The following is a 20,105-nucleotide window of genomic DNA, read 5'->3' on the forward strand; positions in this document are numbered from 1 at the left end:
GGCGGGAGGGCGGTGAGCGGGCGGGCGGGGAGGAGGCCGAAGAGGCAGAGGAAGCCGCCGCGGGTGTCGGAGTCGGTGGCGACCAGGGTGATGTCGGTGTGCTCGGCGAGGATGCCGGTCTCCTCGCGCAGCTCGCGCACGCAGGCCTGCTGCCAGCTCTCGCCGTAGTCGATGTAGCCGCCGGGGAGGGCGAGTTCGCCGTAGCCGGGCTCGATGGTGCGGCGGATGACCACGAGGCCGGGGGCGCTGTCGCCCCGGGTGACGGGGAGGAGGGTGACGACGACGGGCAGCGGGTTGCGGTAGCTGATCTCGGTGCACCCGGAGCAGGTCCGGGGCCAGCCGTCGGTGCCGGGCGGGTAGGGGGATCCGCAGAAGTGGCAGTGGGAGTTGGGCTGCTGGCGCACGGTGCCGGCCTCTTGAGTCGTCATGGCCGGATGGTAGTGCGGGCGGCCGGGAACGGGGTGGTGGTCAGGTGATCCGGCCCGGGGAGGGCTCCTGGGGCGGCTGGTGCGAGGACTCCTCGGACTGCTCGCCCTGGGCGGGGCGGAGGAGGGCCGGGTGGAGCAGCCTGGCGTCGCCGGCGTGGTAGGTGCGGGCCCGGGGGCCGCCGCGGGCGCCGCCGCGCTCGGTGGTGGTGCCGGTGCCCTCGACGAAGCCGGGGACGGAGAGCACCTTGCGGTGGAAGTTGCCCGGGTGGAGCTTCTCGTCCCAGACGGCCTCGTAGACGGCGCGCAGCTCGGGAATGGTGAAGTCGTGCTGGAGGAAGGCGGTGGCCAGCGGGCTGTACTCGATCTTGGCGCGGGCGCGGTCGAGGCCGTCGGCGAGGATCCGGGCGTGGTCGAAGGCGAGCTCGATCGGGGTGGGCGCCCCCGCGGCCGGGGGCTCGGCCTGACCGGCGGGCTCGGTGGGCTGCCCCGGGTCGGTTGGGCCGGTGCTCCCGCCCCGGGTCGGTGGGGCCGGTGCTCCCGCCGACGCCACCCCCGTGGGTGTCGGCGGGAGCACCGGCGGACTCGGACCGGCCGACGGGCCGGAGGTCGAGGTCGGTGACGGGGTGCCAGGCGGCGTGGGCCGCGTCGCTGCCGGCCTGCGGGTCGGGCAGGTCGGGGGCGAAGGCGAGGTAGGCGACGGAGATGACGTGCATCCGCGGGTCGCGGTCGGGTACGCCGTAGCTGCCGAGCTGTTCGAGGTGGATCCGGCTGAGGGCGGCCTCGGCGCCGACCGTGCCGGGCAGGCCGGTCTCCTCCGCCAGCTCGCGGGCGGCGGCGTCGTCGAGGCTCTCCTCACCGGCCCGCAGGAAGCCGCCGGGCAGGGCCCAGCGCCCCTGGTAGGGCGGGAGGGCGCGCTCGACGAGCAGGACGTGCAGCCGGCCCTGGCGCAGGGTCAGGGCGACGACGTCCACGGTGACGGCGACCGGGGTGAAGGCGCGCGGATCGTAGGCGGCGAGCCACTCCTGCTCGGTGGTGTCCACGCTGCACGCTCCTCTCCCCCGCCGGGCCCGCGGCGACGGGCGGCCGTCCTTCTCGGTCTGAGCACAACGTAGCGATCCCTTGACTCTGCGGCAAATGGTTTTCCACCCCGGCCCGGGCCGGCCGCTCCTACCCTGTGACCAGGGCGTCCTCCGGAGCAGCCGGGACGCCGACCGCCCCGAGGAGGACGTGATGGACCAGGCCGGGGCCGACCGGCCCGCCGCTCCCGCCGCCCCTCCCCCGCCGGACTCGGCAGCCCCGCCGGACTTCGCGGCCGCGCTGGCGGCCGGGCCGCTGGGCCGCTGGTACTGGACGGCGGGCTGTCCGAACGGCTGGCCTCGGCCGGGTTCGACCTGACGGACGCGCTGTGGTCGGCCCGGCTGCTGGCGGACGCGCCGGAGGCGGTCGTGGCGGCGCACCGGGCGTACTTCGAGGCGGGCGCGCGGGTGGCGATCACCGCGAGCTACCAGGCGAGCTTCGCCGGCTTCGCCCGGCGCGGGGTGGGCCGGGCGGCGGCCGCCCGGCTGATGGCCGGCAGCGTGGAGCTGGCCCGGGAGGCGGCCCGCGGACTGCCCGGGCCGCGCCGGTGGGTGGCGGCCTCGGTGGGCCCGTACGGGGCGGTGCTGGCGGACGGCTCGGAGTACCGGGGCCGGTACGGGCTGACGCCGGCCGAGCTGGAGGCGTTCCACCGGCCCCGGCTGGAGGTGCTGGCGGCGGCCGGTCCCGACGTGCTGGCGCTGGAGACGGTGCCGGACGTCGACGAGGCGCGGGTGCTGCTGCGGGCGGTGCGCGGGCTGGGGGTGCCGGTCTGGCTGTCGTTCGCCGCGGCGGACGGGCGGACCCGGGCCGGGCAGCCGCTGGCGGAGGCCTTCGCGCTGGCCGCCGGGGTGGAGGAGGTGGTGGCGGTCGGGGTGAACTGCTGCGCGCCGGAGGAGGCGGACCGGGCGGTGGCGCTCGCGGCGCGGGTGTCGGGGAAGCCGGTGGTGGTGTATCCGAACAGCGGCGAGGGCTGGGACGCGGCGGCCGGGGAGTGGTGCGGGGAGCCGACCTTCGGGGCCGCCGGGGCTCCGCGGGCCGACGGCCGGGCCAGGGTGGCGGGCTGGCTGGCGGACGGGGCGCGGCTGGTGGGCGGCTGCTGCCGGGTCGGTCCGGCCGGGATCCGGGCGGTGGCCGCCGGGGTGGCCGCCGCGACCGGGGAGCGGGACGCCGGCCAGCAGGACGTCGGGGAGCAGGACGTCGGGGAGCAGGGCGTGGGCCGGAAGGGCACCGGCCGGTAGGACGCCGGGACCTGACGGGCGGCGGTGCGCGGGCGCACGACCGGGTCGGCCGACGCAGGTTACCGAGGGGGAAGGTGCACGGAACGGCGACGGCCTGGCAGACTCGTGCCGTTACCACTGCGGTCGACAATGTCGACCGCCTGTCCGCGCGGAGGTACCAATGCCCGGCCCGATCCAGTCGCTCTCCCGGGCCGCCGCGATCATGCGTCTGCTGGCCGGCGGCGAGCGCCGCCTGGGCCTGTCGGAGGTCGCGACGGCGCTGGACCTGGCGAAGGGCACCGCCCACGGGATCCTGCGCACCCTCCAGCAGGAGGGTTTCGTCGAGCAGGACCCGGAGAGCGGCAAGTACCAGCTGGGCGCCGAGCTGCTGCGGCTGGGCCAGAGCTACCTGGACGTGCACGAGCTGCGCGCCCGGGCCCTGGTCTGGGCGGACGACCTGGCCAGGGCGTCCGGGGAGACCGTCTACCTGGGCGTGCTGCACCAGCGCGGGGTGCTGATCGTGCACCACGTCTTCCGGCCGGACGACACCCGGCAGGTGCTGGAGGTCGGCTCGATGCAGCCGCTGCACTCGACCGCGCTGGGCAAGGTGCTGCTGGCCTACGACCCGGTGGCGCGCGGCGAGCTGGGCGAGGGCCCGTTCGAGTCGTACACCGCGCGGACGCTGACCGAGGCCGCGGACGTGGACGCCGAGGCGGCGCTGACCCGTGAGCGCGGCTGGACCGACGCGGTGGAGGAGACCTGGGAGGGCGTGGCCTCGATCGGCGCGCTGATCCAGGACCGGCGCCGCAATCCGGTGGGCGCGGTCTGCATCAGCGGCGCGGTCGAGCGGGTCTGCGAGGACGGCTTCGTGAAGCCCTCGCTGGTCGCCTCGGTGCGCAGCGCGGCCAGGGCGATCTCCCGGGATCTGGGCGCCGGGCGGTTCTGACCGCGCCGAGGGCCCGGTTCCGCCCGGTTCGGACCGTTCCCGGCCGCCCGGCCGCGGGCCCGCAGTACCACAGGAAAACGTTCACGCTGAGGCGCGGACGGGCGAAATGCCCGTCCGCGCCTTACCGTTTTGTCCAAAATTGCGATGATCCGTTCAGTGACTACGGGTAGCGCGGCGAGCCAAGGGTCACAGCTGCGTAACCCGGCCTTGACGAGAGGGCGACCCGGGGAGGAAGCTTCCGCATGACGGTCGACATTGTCGAACGATGGCCGTGCGAATCCATCCCACAGAGCGCTCACCCGCCCAGCGATCCGCCCGGCCCCTGCCCCCACCCGCACCTCCGGGCCATATGGACAAGGGAGTCTTTGTGTCCGCGTTCTCCAACGGCGACATCTTCGTCGGCGAAACCCTCGGCACCGCCGCCCTGATACTTCTCGGCGGTGGCGTCTGTGCCGCCGTGACGCTCAAGAAGTCGAAGGCCCTGAACGCCGGCTGGCTGGCGATCACCTTCGGCTGGGGCTTCGCGGTGATGATCGCCGCCTACATGTCGGCTCCGAAGTCCGGCGCCCACCTGAACCCGGCCGTCACCCTGGCCCTCGCCGTCGACAGCGGCGACTGGAGCAAGGTGCCGATCTACCTCGGCTCCCAGCTGCTCGGCGCGATGATCGGCGCCGTCTTCGTGTGGCTCACCTACCTCGGCCAGTTCCAGGCCAACCAGGAGCCCACCCTCGGCATCTTCTCGACCGGCCCCGAGATCCGGAACCCGGTCCAGAACCTGCTCACCGAGATCATCGGCACCTTCGTGCTCTGCCTGGCCATCCTCACCCAGGGCCTGACCAAGGGCCTCGGCCTCTCCGGCACCGGCATCCTGATCGTCGCCTTCACCGTGGTCGGCATCGGCCTCTCGCTCGGCGGCCCGACCGGCTACGCCATCAACCCGGTCCGCGACCTGGGTCCGCGCATCGTCCACTCGCTGCTCCCGATCCCCAACAAGGGCGGCTCCGACTGGTCCTACGCCTGGATCCCGGTGGCCGGTCCGATCATCGGCGGTCTGCTGGCCGGCGGCCTGTACCACGCCGCGTTCTGATCCCCCCGGGTTTCCGCCCCACCCGAGCACGGGGACTGACCTGAGAGTCAGGCCCACCGCCCCCCGCCAACCTCTTGAGCCGAGGACCCTCATGACCTCCACTGGCAACTACATCGCCGCGATCGACCAGGGCACCACCTCCAGCCGCTGCATCATCTTCGGCGCCGACGGCCGGATCGTCTCCGTCGACCAGCAGGAGCACCGGCAGATCTTCCCCCAGCCCGGCTACGTCGAGCACGACGCCGCCGAGATCTGGACCCGGGTGCAGTCGGTCGTCCGCGGCGCGCTGGAGAAGGCCGGCCTGACCAAGGACGACATCCGCGCGATCGGTATCACCAACCAGCGCGAGACCACCGTCCTGTGGGACAGGAACACCGGCGAGCCGGTGCACAACGCGCTGGTGTGGCAGGACACCCGCACCGAGGCGCTCTGCCGCGAGCTGGGCCGCAACGTCGGCCAGGACCGCTTCCGCCGCGAGACCGGCCTTCCGCTGGCCAGCTACTTCGCCGGCCCGAAGATCCGCTGGCTGCTGGACAACGTCGAGGGCCTGCGCGAGCGCGCCGAGGCCGGCGACATCCTCTTCGGCACCATGGACACCTGGGTCATCTGGAACCTCACCGGTGGTGTCGACGGCGGCAAGCACGTGACCGACGTGACCAACGCCAGCCGCACCATGCTGATGAACCTCAAGAGCCTGGCCTGGGACGAGGAGATCGCCGAGTCGATGGGCGTGCCGATGGCCGTCCTCCCGGAGATCCGCTCCTCCGCCGAGATCTACGGCGAGGCCGTCGGCGACCTGGCGGGCGTCCCGGTCGCCGCCGCGCTCGGCGACCAGCAGGCCGCGCTGTTCGGCCAGACCTGCTTCAACGAGGGCGAGGCCAAGTCCACCTACGGCACCGGCACCTTCCTGCTGCTCAACACCGGCGAGAAGATCGTCAACTCGTACCACGGCCTGCTGACCACGGTCGGCTACCGGATCGGCGACCAGGCCCCGGTGTACGCCCTGGAAGGCTCGATCGCCGTCACCGGCTCGCTGGTCCAGTGGCTGCGCGACCAGCTCGGCATCATCTCCACCGCCGCCGAGATCGAGACCCTCGCCAACACGGTCGAGGACAACGGCGGCGCCTACTTCGTCCCGGCCTTCTCCGGCCTGTTCGCCCCGTACTGGCGCTCCGACGCCCGCGGTGTGATCGCCGGACTCACCCGGTACGTCACCAAGGGCCACCTGGCCCGGGCCGTCCTGGAGGCCACCGCCTGGCAGACCCGCGAGGTCGTCGACGCCATGCAGAAGGACTCCGGGGTCGAGCTCACCGCCCTCAAGGTCGACGGCGGCATGACCAGCAACAACCTGCTCATGCAGAACATCGCCGACGTCCTGGACGCCCCGGTCGAGCGCCCGTACGTGGCCGAGACCACCGCCCTCGGCGCCGCCTACGCGGCGGGCCTGGCGGTCGGCTTCTGGAACGACCTCGACACCCTGCGGGCCAACTGGCACCGCGCCGCCGAGTGGACGCCCCGCATGGACGAGGCCACCCGGGACCGCGAGTACAAGAAGTGGCTCAAGGCCGTCGAGCGCACCATGGGCTGGGTGGAGGAGGAAGAGAACAACTGATCGCGAAGCCGGTCGGGGCCCAGTGCCCCGGCCGGCCCGCTCCCGTTTCACCGGCCCGCCGCACCGGGCCGACCCGGTCTCTCCGCACAGAGGCCGTACGCACACCGAGAGGAGTAACGGCGCCGCCCGACCCGCGCGCCGTACACACACCATGGCAACCATCCCGACCCTGGGCGCCGAGCGCACCGCCGGCCGCACCGCCTCCCGCGCCGAGACCCGCGAGCTGCTCGGCAAGGCCACCTACGACCTGCTGGTGATCGGGGGCGGCATCCTCGGCACCGCCGTCGCCTGGACCGCGTCCCAGGCCGGCCTGAAGGTCGCCATGGTCGACGCCGGCGACTTCGCCGGTGCCACCTCCAGTGCCTCCTCCAAGCTCGTCCACGGCGGTCTGCGCTACCTGCAGACCGGCGCGGTCAAGCTGGTCGCGGAGAACCACAAGGAGCGCCGGGTGCTCTCCACCGACGTCGCCCCGCACCTGGTCAACCCGCTGACCTTCTTCGTCCCGGTCTACAAGGGCGGCCCGCACAGCGCGCCCAAGCTCGGCGCCGGCGTCTTCCTCTACTCGGCGCTCTCCGCCTTCCGTGACGGCATGGGCCGGGTCTCCACCGCCGCGCACGCCGCCCAGCAGGTGCCCGCGCTGCGCACCGAGGGCCTGCGCTCGGTGGCCGTCTACGGCGACCACCAGATGAACGACTCGCGGGTCGCCGTGATGACCGTGCGCGCCGCGGTCGAGGCCGGCGCCGTCGTGCTGAACCACGCCGAGGTCACCGGCCTGCGCTTCACCGGCGGCCGGGTCACCGGTGCCGAGCTCAAGGACCGCCTGGACGGCACCGAGTTCGGCGTCGATGCCCGCCTGGTGCTGAACGCCACCGGCCCCTGGGTGGACCACCTGCGCCGGATGGAGGACACCGGCGCCGCGCCGTCGATCCGGCTGTCCAAGGGCGCCCACGTGGTGGTCAAGCGCCGCTCGCCGTGGCGCGCCGCGCTGACCATCCCGATCGACAAGTACCGCGTCTCCTTCGCCATCCCGTGGGAGGACCACGTCCTGCTCGGCACCACCGACGAGGAGTTCACCGGCGACCCGAAGGACGTCCGGGCCACCGAGGCGGACGTCGACCAGATCCTCGGCGAGGCCGCGCACGCGATCCGTGACGAGCACATCGACCGCGACCTGATCACCTACAGCTTCGCCGGCCTGCGGGTGCTGCCCGGCGGCCCGGGCGACACCGCCGCCGCCAAGCGCGAGACGGTCGTCACCGAGGGCAAGGGCGGCATGCTGTCGGTCGCCGGCGGCAAGTGGACCACCTACCGCCACATCGGCCGCACCGTGCTGGAGAAGCTGGCCCACGTGCCCGGCACCTCCCTCGGCGAGGACATGTCCCCGATCGCCCCGACCGTCCCGCTGCCGGGCGTCGGCGCGCCGAACGCCGTCGCGCACCGCCTGCTGATCGACCGGGACCCGGGCTCGCGGATGGAGCCGCTGGTCGCCAAGCACCTGGCCAGCCACTACGGCACGCTGTCCTTCGACATCGCCCGGATGATCGACGAGAACCCGGAGCTGGGCCGGCCGATCCACGAGGACGGCCCGGACGTCTGGGCGCAGGTCGCCTACGCGGCCGCCAACGAGTGGGCGTACACCGCCGACGACGTGCTGCGCCGCCGCACCACGATGACCGTCCGCGGTCTGGACACCCCGGAGATCCGGGCCGAGGTCGAGACCTTCCTGGCGAAGCACGGGACCAAGTAGGACGGGACCAAGTAGGACGGAGCGGGTGACCGGCACGGTCACCCGATTCGCAGGGCGGGCACCCCGGAGCGGGGGGTGCCCGCCCTTCGGCGTGCCCGCCCGCCACCGCCCGTCGCCACCGCCCCGCCGTCCCCCTGACCTGCGGGAACGTCGAAGCGTGGCCGTTCGCGTACGGTGCGTCTCGATCGGATCACCATTCCCGGGAAATGTTCAGGCAATGGGATGCTTTGCACCATTTGTCATGATCAGCTTGCCATTTGATCTTTCCTATGCTCCGCGCATCGCTCCCGTTCAAGAGCGAGTCAAGGAGCCCCCATGCATGTCTCAAGAAGGACCCTGAGCGGTCCACCGGCCGCCGCGCTGGCCCTGGCCCTGGTGCTCGGCGCCGGGGCACCGGTCGCGTTCGCGGCCAAGCCACAGGCCAAGCCCACCCCCGGCAAGCCCCCCACGGCTGCCCCGCTCGACCCCGGGCTGAGCATCGGCACCGCCCGGGCCGCCGCGCAGAAGACCGGCAAGCGGATCGAGGCCGTCTCCGAGCGCGACGAGACCTCCACCACCTGGGCGAACCCGGACGGCACCCTCACCACCGAACTGTCGGCCGGCCCGGTGCGCTTCCTGCGCGACGGCAAGTGGGCCGACGTCGACCTCACCCTGAAGACCGCCGCCGACGGCTCGGTGGCGCCCGCCGCCCACCCCAACGGCCTCAAGCTGGCCGGCGCGGGCGGCAAGCGCCCCCGCTCGCTCGCCGAGTCCAAGGCCCTCCAGGCGGCGCCGGCCGGCGCGGAGGCAGCCGGCGCGGAGGCGGCCCGCACCCTCGTCTCGCTCGGCTCCGGTGACGACCAGCTCGCCCTGGAGTGGCGCGGCGGCCTGCCCAAGCCCGAGCTGAACGGCACTCGGGCCACCTACCGGGACGCCATCGGCGACGGCGCCGGCGACCTCGTCGTCGAGGCCACCCGCACCGGCTTCGAGCAGTTCGTGCTGCTCAAGCAGCGCCCGGCCACTGGCGGCTACACCTACACGGCTACACCTACACCATGCCGCTGCGCGCCAAGGGCACCAAGGCCGAGGCGCAGCCGGACGGCAGCGTGCTGTTCACCGACCGGAAGAACGGCCAGAAGCGCGCCGTGCTGCCCGCGCCGGTGATGTGGGACGCCACCACCACGCCCGGATCGAGCGAGCACCCCCGGCAGGCCCGGGTCGGCCTGGAGGTCGTCCAGCACGGCGACACCGTCGACCTGGTCTTCACCCCGGACGCGGCCTTCCTCGCCGACCCGGCCACCGTCTACCCGGTGACCGTCGACCCGGCGACCGCCGGTCTCGGCAACGCCTTCGACACCCGGGTCCAGAAGGGCGAGACGGTCGACTGGTCGGCCGACACCGAGATCTACTGGGGCAACTCCGGCACCAAGAACGCCGACGGCAGCTCCCGCGAGGCCCGGGCGTTCATCAACTGGAACACCGCCGGCATCGCCGACGCGCTGGTCTCCAGCGCGACCCTGTCGCTGTACAACTTCCACTCCGGCAACAGCGACTGCCAGCCCTACACCTGGGAGGTCTGGGACACCGGGCTGGCGTCCACCGCCTCCCGCTGGACCGCCCAGCCGGCCTGGAAGGCCAAGAAGGGCAGCTCCACCGAGACCAAGGGCCGCGACGCCTGCGGCGGTGACGGCTGGATCAACGCCAACGTCACCGACCTCGTGCAGACCTGGGCCTCGGCCAAGAACAGCACCTCCGGCATGGGCCTGCGCGCGCCCGACGAGGTCTCCACCAAGTACTGGAAGGAGGTGAACTCCGCCAACGCCTCCAGCAACGTGCCCAAGCTGACGGTGAACTACAACTACCGCCCGCGCACCGGCACCAAGCAGCAGGCCGGCCCGCCGTTCCTCCAGGACGGCACCTCCAGGACGGCACCGGCACCTGGCGGGTCGAGACCACCACCCCGGTGCTCCGGGACACCTTCGTCGACCCCGACGGCGACAAGGTCACCGGCACCTTCCAGCTGGTCGACGCCATCTCCGGGGCCCAGGTCGGCGCCGTCAACGTCTCCGGCTACGTGCCCAGCGGCACCCCCTCCGAGGTCACCGTCCCGGCCGGGCTGCTGGAGTACGGGCACACCTACCGCTTCCGCAGCTCGCCGTACGACGGACTGCACTACAACCTGACCTGGTCCCCCTGGGTGACCTTCACCGTCAGCCCGCTGCCGGACGTGCCCACCGCGCTCCAGACCGGCGCCGACAAGACCCTGACGCCGGTGCTCTCCGCCCTGGCGACCAACCCCAACCAGGGCCGGGTCCGCACCGAGTTCGTGCTCAAGGGCTCGAACGGACAGCCGCTGCCCACCGCGCTCGCCCCCGCGTGGACCGAGAGCGGCAGCCGCGCCACCGTCCAGGTGCCGACCGGCGCCCTGACGGACGGCGCCGACTACACCTGGGCCGCCCGGGCCTGCACCGCCGTCGGCTGCTCCGCCTGGAGCGCCGACCAGCCGCTGGCCGTCCGGGTCCAGGCCCCGCCGGTCCCGCCGGCCGCGACCTCGGTCTCGTTCACCGGCGCCACGCTCACCGACGCCTCGGCGGCCACCGCCGGCGGCGGCTGCGACACCGGCGCCTGCCCGGCGGCCGACCCCGCCGAGCTGCGGATCGGCACCACCCCGGACGGCAGCAGCTGGACCGGCTGGCTCAAGCCCGACCTGTCGGCCGTCCCGGCCGGCTCCCGGGTGGTCGGCGGCAAGCTGGCGCTGACCCGCTCGGACTGCGCCGCCGGCACGCCCGGCTGCGAGGAGACCTCGGTCGACGTGTTCCAGCTCGGATCGGCCTGGGCCCCCGCCCAGGGCGGCGCCGCGCTGGTCGCCGCCGCGGGCGTCGACAGCTACGCCTCCGCCGCGAAGCTGTCCGAGACCGACCTGGCCGCACTGGCCGGCTCCTGGATCGAGAAGGGCGAGGCCTACGGGCTGGCCCTGCGCCCGGCCACCGGCTCGACCGGTGTCGCCCGGTACTTCTCCGCCACCGCCGCCGACCCGGCGCAGCGCCCGAAGCTGACGCTGGACTACCTGGCGCCGACCGCGCCGGGCGCCGCCGAGCTGGTCACCGCCACCGGCGGGGACACCGGTCTCGTGGTCGCCTGGAACGCCCCGACCGACCGTGGCTCGGTCGGCGACGTCGGTTACACCGTCCGGGTCGAGACCTCGGCCGGCGTGCTCGTCCAGGAGATCGCCACCGCCGACATCCGGGCCGCGTTCACCGGCCTGGACAACACCAAGTCGTACCGTGCGGTGGTGACCGCCCGGAACAGCTTCGGCGCCGCGGCTCCGGTCGCCTCGGCCGTGGTGCAGGGCACGCCGACCGCCGGCGGCCCGGACCAGTACCGCGGCTACGTGCAGGAGTACCTGGACGCCCGCAACAAGGTCAAGATGCGGGCGGGCTTCACCGTGCCGGAGGCGGCCGCCGAGGCCGCGCACGGCAGCGTCTTCGTCGACCTGCTGGCCACCCAGGACGCCTCGCTGGTCGCCAACCGCGAGGCGCTGGCGACCCAGGGCCAGCAGTACGCGGCCGCGGCGGTCACCCTGACCGACGTCGTGGTCGACCAGCAGACGGCCGGCAAGGTCGTGGTGCGGGCCACCGTCAAGGACACCGTGATGATCCGGGCCGACGGCGTGGACTCGCCCAGCGAGAGCGCGGGCCCGAAGCGGTTCGAGTTCACCGTCGGCACCGCCGCCGTGCTGGTCTCCGAGGCCGACGACCTCGCGGCCCAGCAGAAGCTGTCCTCCACCGCCGCCGCGCAGGCGCAGGTCGAGGTCGCGGACGCGACGCCGACCGACCCGGCGGAGGCGCAGAAGGCCGTCCCGCTGGACGCCAACGGCTTCCCGGTCCAGCCCGCGCAGCCCGCCTCCGGTGCCGTCCAGGCCGGTTACAACTACAACGGCACCGCCGACTGGGCCCGCCGCAACGTCGGGATCAAGTGGGACTACGGGCAGGACTGCACCAACTTCGTCTCCAAGGCGCTGTACTACGGCGGCGGCATGCGCTTCCGCTACGGCTACAAGAGCTGGGACAGCGCCTGGTGGACGAACGACTACTGGATGTTCGGCTGGCGGATCAACCGCAGCTACACCTGGGCCGGCGCGGCCAACCTGCACCGGCACCTGATGTACAACCGGTACTCGACCTGGCTCCGCTGGACCTCCGACGCCCGGCCCGGTGACATCGTCTTCTTCAAGTGGAAGAACGAGAGCCGGATCAACCACGCCGCCGTGGTGGTCAGCTGGGGTGCCCGGATGGAGCTGCGCCAGCACGGCCGGCAGGGTGTCACCACCCTGAACGACGTGCTGGCGTGGTACCGGCAGAAGAACGACCCGATCGAGTGGTTCGTCGTCGTCCGCCCGCTCGGGACCAACTGATGGCGGCGGGGCGGCCGGTGACGGCCGCGCTGGCGGCCGTGCTCTCGGCCGCCCTGCTGGCCGGTTGTTCGAGCGGCGCCGGGAACGCCCGGCTGGAGCACGCGGCCGACTACGCCGCCCATCCGCACCTCCGGGTCACCGGCTACCCGGTACCGGAGACGCTGGGCCTGGTCCAGCAGGTGGTGTGGCGGCTGGCCGACGGCTCGGCGGACCGGCTGGTGAAGCTGGCCGCCGCCGAGGGCCCGGCCGACGCGCGCCGGGCGGCGGCCGAGGAGTGGATCCGGACGTACGGGGCCGACGCCGCCGGGGAGGTCAGCGCCGACTTCGGCGACGACCCGGCGAACCGGCAGACCGTACGGCTGACCTTCCACGGGAGCGGCCGGGTCAAGGAGCTGACGCTCCGCCCCGACGACTCCGACGGCTCCGGCTCCGACTCCGACGGCGGGGCCTGGCGGGTCCTGCTGCGCTGACGCGGCCGTGAACGGCGGAAAGGGCGGGTGCTCCCTCGGGAGCACCCGCCCTTGCCGCGTCCTCGCGCCGACGGCCCGGCTAGACGATCAGGCTGAGCGGCATGATCAGGGCGATCGCGACCACCGAGATCACCGTCTCCATCACCGACCAGGACTTCAGGGTCTGGCCGACGCTCATCCCGAAGTACTCCTTCACCAGCCAGAAGCCGGCGTCGTTGACGTGCGACAGGAACAGCGAGCCGGCGCCGATGGCGAGCACCAGCAGGGCCGCGTGGGTGGACGACATGTCCGCCGCCAGCGGCGCGACGATACCGGCCGCGGTGATGGTGGCGACCGTCGCCGAACCGGTGGCGAGCCGGATCAGCACCGCGATCAGCCAGCCCAGCAGCAGCGCCGGGATGTGCCACTTCGACGACCAGTCGCTGACCGCGGTGCCCACGCCCACGTCGATCAGGGTCTGCTTGAAGCCGCCGCCCGCGCCGACGATGAAGACGATGCCGGCGATCGGGCCGAGCGAGGAGCCGACGGTCTCCGAGATCCGGGCCTTGTCGAAGCCGGCCGCCCGGCCCAGGGTCAGCATGCCGAGCAGGGTCGCGGCGAGCAGCGCGATCAGCGGGGAGCCGACGAAGTCGAGCACCCGCTGCGGCAGCGCCTTCGGGTCGTCGATCACGACGTCCGCCAGCGCCTTGCCGAGCATCAGCACCACCGGCAGCAGGATGGTCGCCAGCACGGCGCCGAAGGAGGGGGTGTGCTCGCGCTTCGCCGGCTCCACCGGGGTGTCGGTCTCCGGTATCTCCAGCGGGCCGACCCAGCGCTCGGCCACCCGGGCGAACAGCGGACCGGCGACGATCAGCGTCGGGACGGCGATCAGCAGGCCGAGCGCCAGGGTGACGCCGAGGTCGGCCTTGAGCGCGTCGACCGCGACCAGCGGGCCGGGGTGCGGGGGCACCAGGCCGTGCAGCACGGAGAGGCCGGCCAGTGCCGGGATGCCGATCCGCATCAGCGGGACGTTGCCGCGCCGGGCCACCAGCAGCACGATCGGGACCAGCAGCACCACGCCGACCTCGAAGAACAGCGGCAGGCCGAGCACGGCCGCGATCAGCGCCATCGCCCAGGGCAGCGCCTTGGTCCTGGACCGGGACAGCACGGTGTCCGCGATGATGTTCGCCCCGCCCGAGTCGGCGAGCAGCTTGCCCAGCATCGCGCCCAGGCCGATCAGCAGACCGACGCCCGCCACGGTGGCGCCGAAACCGGTGGAGAAGCTGCTGAGCAGCTTGTCGAACGGCGCGCCCGCGACGGCGGCCAGCAGCCCGGAGCCGAGGGTCAGGGCGAGGAAGGGGTGCAGCTTGAGCTTGGTGATCAGCAGCACGATGGCGCCGATGGCCAGCAGCACGGCGACCAGCAGCCGGCCGTCGCTGTCGGTGTGCGGGAGGACCGGTGGGGCGGCCGCGAGCACGGTGAGGGTGGGGGTCACGCGAGGTCTCCATTGACGGGCCGCAGCAGGGCGGCGGCCTTCTCGACGAGTTCTTCGGGGCTCGGCCCGATGTCCAGGACGGCGCCGCGCTCGTCCGGGCCGAGCGGTTCCAGGGCGGCGTACTGCGAGCCGAGCAGGGACGGCGGCATGAAGTGGTCGGTGCGCCGGGCGAGCCGGTCCTCGACCAGTCCGGTCCGGCCGCTGAGGTGCAGGAACCAGGCGTCCGGGCAGGCCGCGCGCAGGATGTCGCGGTAGCCGTGCTTCAGCGCCGAGCAGGTGACGACGCCACCGGTGCCGGCCTCGGCGCGCTCCCCGAGCCAGGCGCCGACGGCGCGCAGCCAGGGCGCGCGGTCCTCGTCGTCCAGCGGGATGCCGGCCGACATCTTGGCGATGTTGGCGGGCGGGTGGAAGTCGTCCGCCTCGGCGAAGGGGAGGCCGAGGCGTTCGGCCAGCAGGCGGGCCAGGGTGGTCTTGCCGACACCGGAGACGCCCATCACCACGACGGTGAGGGGCGCGCGGGGGGTGTCCTGGTTCTCGACGCTGAGAGCCATGAGGTGGTGCTCCTTCGTTGCCTGGCCGCCACTATCGCCTCAAAGGTATGACGTATTCAAGTGCCGGAAACCAAATCGTCATACTTTTGCCGGGCGGGTGGAGGTGGCGGGACCGGGGGCACGGAGGTGGGGGCACCTCCGGAGGACTAGGCTGGCCGGATGGAGATCCAGGGGCTGCCCGGCCGACTGCTCGCGGAACTGGGGCCGGCCATCGCGTCCGGGGAGCTCCCCGAGGGCACCGTGCTGCGCGCCGAGGAGTTGGAGGAGCGCTTCGGCGTCTCCCGGACGGTGGTCCGCGAGGCGGTCCGGATCCTGGAGGGGATGCGGCTGGTGGCCTCCCGCCGCCGGGTCGGCATCACCGTGCAGCCCCGGTCGGGCTGGGACGTCTTCGATCCGCTGGTGATCCGCTGGCGGCTGGCCGGCGCCGACCGCTCCGCGCAGCTGCGTTCGCTCGGCTCGCTGCGGCTGGCCGTGGAGCCGGCCGCGGCGGCGCTCGCCGCGCGGCACGCCACCGACGACGAGCGGCGCCGACTCAGCGCGCTGGCGGTCGAGTTGACCATGACGGCGCGCGCCGCCGACCTCGCCACCTTCCTCCGGCACGACATCGAGTTCCACTCCACCGTGCTGCAGGCCTCGCGCAACGAGATGTTCGCGCATCTCGGGGACACCGTCGGCGCGGTGCTGACCGGCCGGACCGAGTACCATCTGATGCCCCATCAGCCGGAGCCGTACGCGATCCGGCTGCACCGCGAGGTCGCCGAGGCGGTCTGCGCGGGGGACTCCGAGCGGGCCGAGCAGGCGATGCGGACCATCGTCGAGGGCGCGCTGACCGAGCTGAACCACCAACTCGGCTGAGCGCGCCGGGGATTCGGCGGGCCGTTCGGTACGGTCCGAGCCGGATCACACGATTTGGCATCAGTTCGGGGGATTCGTGCGCATAGTCCGGGTACGACTGGGCAGAGTGGAGCGCGGGGGCGTGTTCACGGCGCCCGCCCCGCCGTTGGCCCGCCGTACCGTCCGCCGCTCGTCCGCCGCCGCTCCGTGCCTGGGGGTCGCCCGATGCCAACCGCCCGCCGTCGCCGCCGACTTCCCGACGAGGTGCGGACCGCCGTCGTCCGCGCGGTGCTCTGCCTGGCGTTCACGCTGGTGGGCATCGTGGTGGCGGCGCTGTCCTCGTACGCCGACAGCTGGCTGATGACTCCGGCGCTGATGGCGATGGGGCTCGGGGTGTTCGGCACGATGTGGTGCCTGCTGGAGATCCTGATCTCCCGCCAGGTCGCCGCGCAGCGGGTGCGCGCGCCGAACTCCGCCTCGCCGATGGGCGGCAGCCGCACTCCGGCCGGCCCGTCGCAGTACCGGCAGCCGTCGCAGGCCCAGTCCCAGCCCCGTTCCCCGACGCCGTCCCAGCCGCGCCCCCGGGCGCCGCAGCCGCAACCTCCGTACGGGCAGCCGCCGCAGCGCCCCGGGACACCGCCGCCCCACCCGGGCGGCGGCCCCGGACCGCGTCAGGCGGGGGCGACCACCCGGTAGTGCGTGGTCAGCCGCCCGTCGTCGTCCAGCAGATGGAAGGCGATCACCGGCGGCTGGTCGAAGATGATCTCCGCCCTGCCCTCGCAGGGCAGCGGCACGGTGGAGACCACGCCCGGCGCGACCAGCAGCGGGAGCCCGGCGAACACGGTGGCCGCCGCGGTGTGCGCGTGGCCGCAGAGCAGCGCCCGCACCCGGGGGTGACGGCCCAGCACCTCGGCCAGCCGCTCCTCGCCGAACTGCCGGATCGGGTCCACGTACGGCAGGTGCAGGGTGACCGGCGGGTGGTGGAAGGCGACCAGCGCCGGACGGTCCGCCGGGCCCTCGGCCAGCGTGCGGTCCAGCCAGCCGAGGGTCTCCTCGTCGAGCAGGCCGTCGTGCCGGCCGGGGACCGAGGAGTCGAGCATCAGCACGTCGGCACCGGGCAGCGCGTGCAGCCGGTTCACCGGGCCGCCGGACGGCTCCTCGCCGAGCAGCACCTCGCGGTAGGGCTCGCGGATGTCGTGGTTGCCGGGGCAGAGCAGCACCGGGTACCGGGAGGTCAGCGCCTTGGCGACCTCCCGGTACTCGGCCGGCAGTCCGTTGTCGGCGAGGTCGCCGGTGACCAGCACGGCGTCCACCGGGCCGGGCAGGGCGTCCACGTACGCCATCACCTGCTCGGCCCGCCGCCGGGCCCGCTCCCCCGCGTCGCCGTGGTGGTCCTGGCCCAGATGGATGTCACTGAAGTGAACGATCGTCAGCATGCGGTCCACCGTAGGCCGATCAGGACGTGGCGGGAACCTCCGCCGGACGCTTGAACATCCGGGTCGCGGTGATCTCGCCGTGGACGGCCGGGCCGTCCGGGTCCTGCGGGGCCGGGAGCCCCGGCCGCAGGTGCTCCTCCACCGAGATGTACTTGAGGCCGGCCCGCAGGTCGGCGTCGTTGCGCAGCCGGATCACCAGCGGGAACTCGGCCAGCGCCGTGGTGTCGAACAGGCCGGTGGTGTAGATCAGCTGGACGCCGAGGGCGTCGGCCACCGCGCGCTGGAGCTCCAGCAGGTAGGTGGCGTTGGCCCGGCCGATCGGGTTGTCCAGGAACAGGGTGCCCGCGTGCCGCAGCTGCGACTGGCCCCGGTCGTTGGCGCGCAGCGCGGCCATCGTGCAGTAGAGCGCGATGGCGGCGGTGAGCAGCTGCCCGCCGGAGAACACGTCGGACATCTGGCCGACGCCGACCCGCTCGGCGCGCAGCACCGCGTCCGGCTTGAGGATCTCCACCGAGACGCCCTTGGGGCCGATCGCGGCGGCCACCCCGCGCAGCAGCAGCGACATGCCGTCCCGGCGCAGGTCGCTGTTCTTGCGGACGGCGGCGCGGGTGGCCTCGTCGATGACCTCGCCGAGGCGCTCGACCAGGGTCGCGTGGTCCGGGTCCTCGAAGCGGATCCGGAGGAACTCCTGGCCGGACCACTCCCCCAGCCCCTCGGGGAGGCGGGAGAGCCGCTGGGCGGCGCGGAGGGTGGTCAGCGAGGACTCCACCAGTCCGCGCAGCCGGTCGACGATCGAGCCCCGGTTGCGCTCCAGCTGGGCGAGTTCGTCGGTCAGCACCCGCAGCCGGGGGGCGAAGGCGACCGCCCAGTTGGCGGCGTGGTCGGGCAGCGCGGAGGCGGGCAGTTCGCGGATCTGCTGCCGGGCCGGGGTGCGGACGGCCTCGTAGCGGGCCGCGTTGGCGTGCCGGACCAGCGCGTCCGAGGCGTCCCGGACGGCGAGTTCGGCGGCGGACAGCTCCCCGGCGGCGGTGCGCAGGGCGCGGCGGGCCTCGGCGGCGGCGGTGCGGGCGTCGGCGAGCGGACCGAGGTACGGCTCGACGGCCGGGCCGTCCTCCTCCTGCTCGCGCAGGCCGTCCCGGAGCTGCCCGGCGTGCTCGTCGAAGTCGGCAGCGGCGGACTGGGCGGCGTCGAAGGTGCGCTGGAGGTCGGCGGCCGCGGTACGGGCGGTGTCGACGGCCTCGCGGCGCTCGGCGAGCCGGCCGGTGGCCGTGCGCAGCAGGGTCTGGGCGTGCTCGGGGTCGGTGGGGACGAGCTCCTCGGGCAGCTCGGTGTGCGCCTCGCCGTCGGCGGGGGCGGAGCGCTCGGCCTCGCCGCGGAGCCGGCCGAGCTGCTCACTGGCCGAGGCGGCCCGGGCCTCGATGGTGGCGACGAGTTCCTCGGCGCGGGCGGCGGCGGCCTGGCGGGCCGGACCGTCGGCGCCGTCGGGGCTGCCGAGCAGCTCCTCGGCGCGGGTGCGGACCTTGTTGGTGAGGCGGTCGAGTTCGGTCGCGGCGGCGGCCTCGTCGCCCTCGGCGCGGGCCTGCTCGGCGCGCAGGTCGGCGCCGACGCCGACCTTCTCGTAGAGCTGGGAGGCGGAGCGGTAGGCCTCGCGCAGCGCGGGCAGCGCGGCGGGGGCGGTGTCGGCGGGCTCCTCGGACTGCTCGGCGGCGGCGATCTCGGCCCGCTCGGCGCGCAGGGTGCGGGCGGTGCGGCGGGCGTCGTCGGCGGCGCGCTGGGCGGCCCGGCGGTCCTCGTCGCAGGTGCGGGCGCGCTCGGCGCACAGCGTCCGGCGGCGGTCGCACTCGGCGGCATCCTCGGCGAGTTCGCGCCGGCGGCGGCTCCAGTTGGCGCGCTCGCGCAGCCGGAAGGCGAGGCCGGAGAGGGCGTCGGCGCGGCGGCGGGCGCGCTGGGCGCCCTCCCGGTGCTCCTCGTGGGCGGCGGCCGCGGTGGCGTGGTCGGCCTCGGCCTCGTCGTGGTCGGCGCGCAGGGTGGCGAGCGCGGCGGCGGCCTGCTCGGCGTGCTCGCGGGCGGCCTCGGCGGCGGCGGCGCGTTCGGCGAGGGTGCCGGGCGGGCAGCTGGCGTGCCAGGAGGCGAGCCGGGCCGCGAGCGCGCGGTCGCCGCCGAGGCGGGCGGCGAGTTCGCGGATGTGCTCCTCGCGGGCGGTGGCGCGGGCGCGCAGTTCGCGGCGCTCGTCGTCGGCGGCGGACTCGTCGTGCATGGCCGGGTTCGGCGGCACGAGGAAGAAGGCCGGCTCGTCGGTGATCGGGGCGATCAGCGAGGCGGCGGCGCCGACGGCGACGGTGGAGCGGGGCAGCAGGGCGGCGGAGCCCAGCGCCTCGCGGGCGCGCTCCAGCGAGCTCGGGTCGGTGACGACCACGCCGTCGACGAGTTCGGGGCGGGCGGCGAGGATCGCCTCGTGGTCGGCCGGGTCGACGGACTGGGCCAGGTAGCGCCAGCCGGGCAGGGCGGGGATGCCGTGCTCGGCGAGGTACTCGACGGTGGCGAGCACGTCAGGTCCGGGCGGCAGCAGGCCGCCGTCGCCGAGCGCGGCGAGGATCCGGGAGTCGTCGGCGGCGGCGGTGCGCAGGTCGAACAGGGTGCGTTCGGCGGTCGCGATGGACTCGTCGAGGAGTTCGCGCAGGTACTCGGCGTTGCGGTCGAGGACGGCGGGGGTGAGGAAGCCGGCGTCCTCCTCGGCATCTTCTTGGTAGGGCGTCAGGGAGAGCAGGTCGGCGAGCCGGGGCTCGGTGGCGAGCAGGGCGGCGGTGCGCTGCTCGGTGGCGAGGGCCTGGCC

14 protein-coding genes and 3 pseudogenes are annotated in these 20,105 nt (G+C 74.1%); 11 read left to right on the forward strand and 6 right to left on the reverse strand.

Annotated elements, in window-relative coordinates; translation table 11 throughout:
• Together VR45_RS23690 and VR45_RS47965 are read right to left on the reverse strand one after the other, a co-directional pair.
• Positions 1-428: NUDIX domain-containing protein (locus VR45_RS23690; RefSeq protein WP_045941854.1), on the reverse strand; the 428-nt coding region annotated here is incomplete at its 3' end.
• Between the two features lie 112 nt (positions 429-540).
• Positions 541-1,468: pseudogene (locus tag VR45_RS47965) on the reverse strand (NUDIX hydrolase); the annotation flags it as partial.
• A gap of 190 nt (positions 1,469-1,658) precedes the next feature.
• Here VR45_RS47965 and VR45_RS47160 point away from each other — a divergent pair.
• The 9 genes and pseudogenes from VR45_RS47160 (at position 1,659) to VR45_RS23735 (ending at position 12,977) form a co-directional block, all read left to right on the forward strand.
• Entirely contained in the window at positions 1,659-1,823 is a 165-nt protein-coding gene (locus VR45_RS47160; RefSeq protein WP_159394331.1) for a hypothetical protein, read from the forward strand.
• Positions 1,769-2,743 (forward strand): homocysteine S-methyltransferase, encoded by a 975-nt coding sequence (gene mmuM / locus VR45_RS23705; RefSeq protein ID WP_078896777.1) that lies wholly within the window; start codon positions 1,769-1,771, stop codon positions 2,741-2,743. The genes VR45_RS47160 and mmuM overlap by 55 nt, the downstream gene beginning before the upstream one ends.
• Before the next feature lie 160 nt (positions 2,744-2,903).
• Positions 2,904-3,668 (forward strand): IclR family transcriptional regulator, encoded by a 765-nt coding sequence (locus VR45_RS23710; RefSeq protein ID WP_045941846.1) that lies wholly within the window; start codon positions 2,904-2,906, stop codon positions 3,666-3,668.
• Positions 3,669-4,035: 367 nt separating this feature from the next.
• On the forward strand, positions 4,036-4,755 hold the full coding sequence (locus VR45_RS23715) for an MIP/aquaporin family protein (protein WP_233290517.1): 720 nt from the start codon (positions 4,036-4,038) through the stop codon (positions 4,753-4,755).
• Between the two features lie 91 nt (positions 4,756-4,846).
• Positions 4,847-6,367 (forward strand): glycerol kinase GlpK, encoded by a 1,521-nt coding sequence (gene glpK, locus VR45_RS23720; RefSeq protein WP_045941847.1) that lies wholly within the window; start codon positions 4,847-4,849, stop codon positions 6,365-6,367.
• Between the two features lie 151 nt (positions 6,368-6,518).
• A complete protein-coding gene (locus tag VR45_RS23725) occupies positions 6,519-8,114 on the forward strand; it encodes a glycerol-3-phosphate dehydrogenase/oxidase (protein ID WP_045941848.1) in 1,596 nt (531 codons plus the stop codon).
• 315 nt (positions 8,115-8,429) lie between these two features.
• Positions 8,430-10,305 (forward strand): annotated as a pseudogene (locus VR45_RS47165) (DNRLRE domain-containing protein); the annotation flags it as partial.
• A 198-nt stretch (positions 10,306-10,503) separates the two neighbouring features.
• Positions 10,504-12,507 carry an amidase domain-containing protein gene (locus VR45_RS48925; protein WP_234326095.1) on the forward strand — a complete coding sequence of 668 codons (2,004 nt, stop codon included), beginning with the start codon at positions 10,504-10,506 and terminating at the stop codon, positions 12,505-12,507.
• Positions 12,507-12,977: a hypothetical protein gene (locus tag VR45_RS23735; RefSeq protein WP_045941849.1), complete on the forward strand. Its 471-nt coding sequence runs from the start codon at positions 12,507-12,509 to the stop codon at positions 12,975-12,977. The genes VR45_RS48925 and VR45_RS23735 overlap by 1 nt, the downstream gene beginning before the upstream one ends.
• A 79-nt stretch (positions 12,978-13,056) precedes the next feature.
• Here VR45_RS23735 and VR45_RS23740 read toward each other — a convergent pair whose 3' ends face one another.
• Positions 13,057-14,433 carry a gluconate:H+ symporter gene (locus tag VR45_RS23740; RefSeq protein ID WP_093864707.1) on the reverse strand — a complete coding sequence of 459 codons (1,377 nt, stop codon included), beginning with the start codon at positions 14,431-14,433 and terminating at the stop codon, positions 13,057-13,059.
• Positions 14,434-14,447: 14 nt separating this feature from the next.
• Positions 14,448-15,002 carry a gluconokinase gene (locus tag VR45_RS23745; RefSeq protein WP_045941851.1) on the reverse strand — a complete coding sequence of 185 codons (555 nt, stop codon included), beginning with the start codon at positions 15,000-15,002 and terminating at the stop codon, positions 14,448-14,450.
• A gap of 159 nt (positions 15,003-15,161) precedes the next feature.
• Between VR45_RS23745 and VR45_RS23750 the strand changes: the two genes are divergently transcribed.
• Both VR45_RS23750 and VR45_RS42620 read left to right on the forward strand, forming a co-directional pair.
• Entirely contained in the window at positions 15,162-15,857 is a 696-nt protein-coding gene (locus VR45_RS23750; protein ID WP_045941852.1) for an FCD domain-containing protein, read from the forward strand.
• 204 nt (positions 15,858-16,061) lie between these two features.
• Positions 16,062-16,532 carry a hypothetical protein gene (locus VR45_RS42620; protein WP_159394332.1) on the forward strand — a complete coding sequence of 157 codons (471 nt, stop codon included), beginning with the start codon at positions 16,062-16,064 and terminating at the stop codon, positions 16,530-16,532.
• Here VR45_RS42620 and VR45_RS23760 read toward each other — a convergent pair.
• Complete coding sequence (locus VR45_RS23760; RefSeq protein WP_045941859.1) at positions 16,508-17,272, reverse strand: phosphodiesterase; 765 nt, start codon at positions 17,270-17,272, stop codon at positions 16,508-16,510. The genes VR45_RS42620 and VR45_RS23760 overlap by 25 nt on opposite strands.
• 19 nt (positions 17,273-17,291) lie before the next feature.
• Positions 17,292-20,105, reverse strand: a pseudogene (locus tag VR45_RS23765) (hypothetical protein); the annotation flags it as partial.

It is taken from the genome of Streptomyces sp. NRRL S-495 (assembly GCF_000966955.1).
Taxonomy (GTDB): domain Bacteria; phylum Actinomycetota; class Actinomycetes; order Streptomycetales; family Streptomycetaceae; genus Kitasatospora; species Kitasatospora purpeofusca.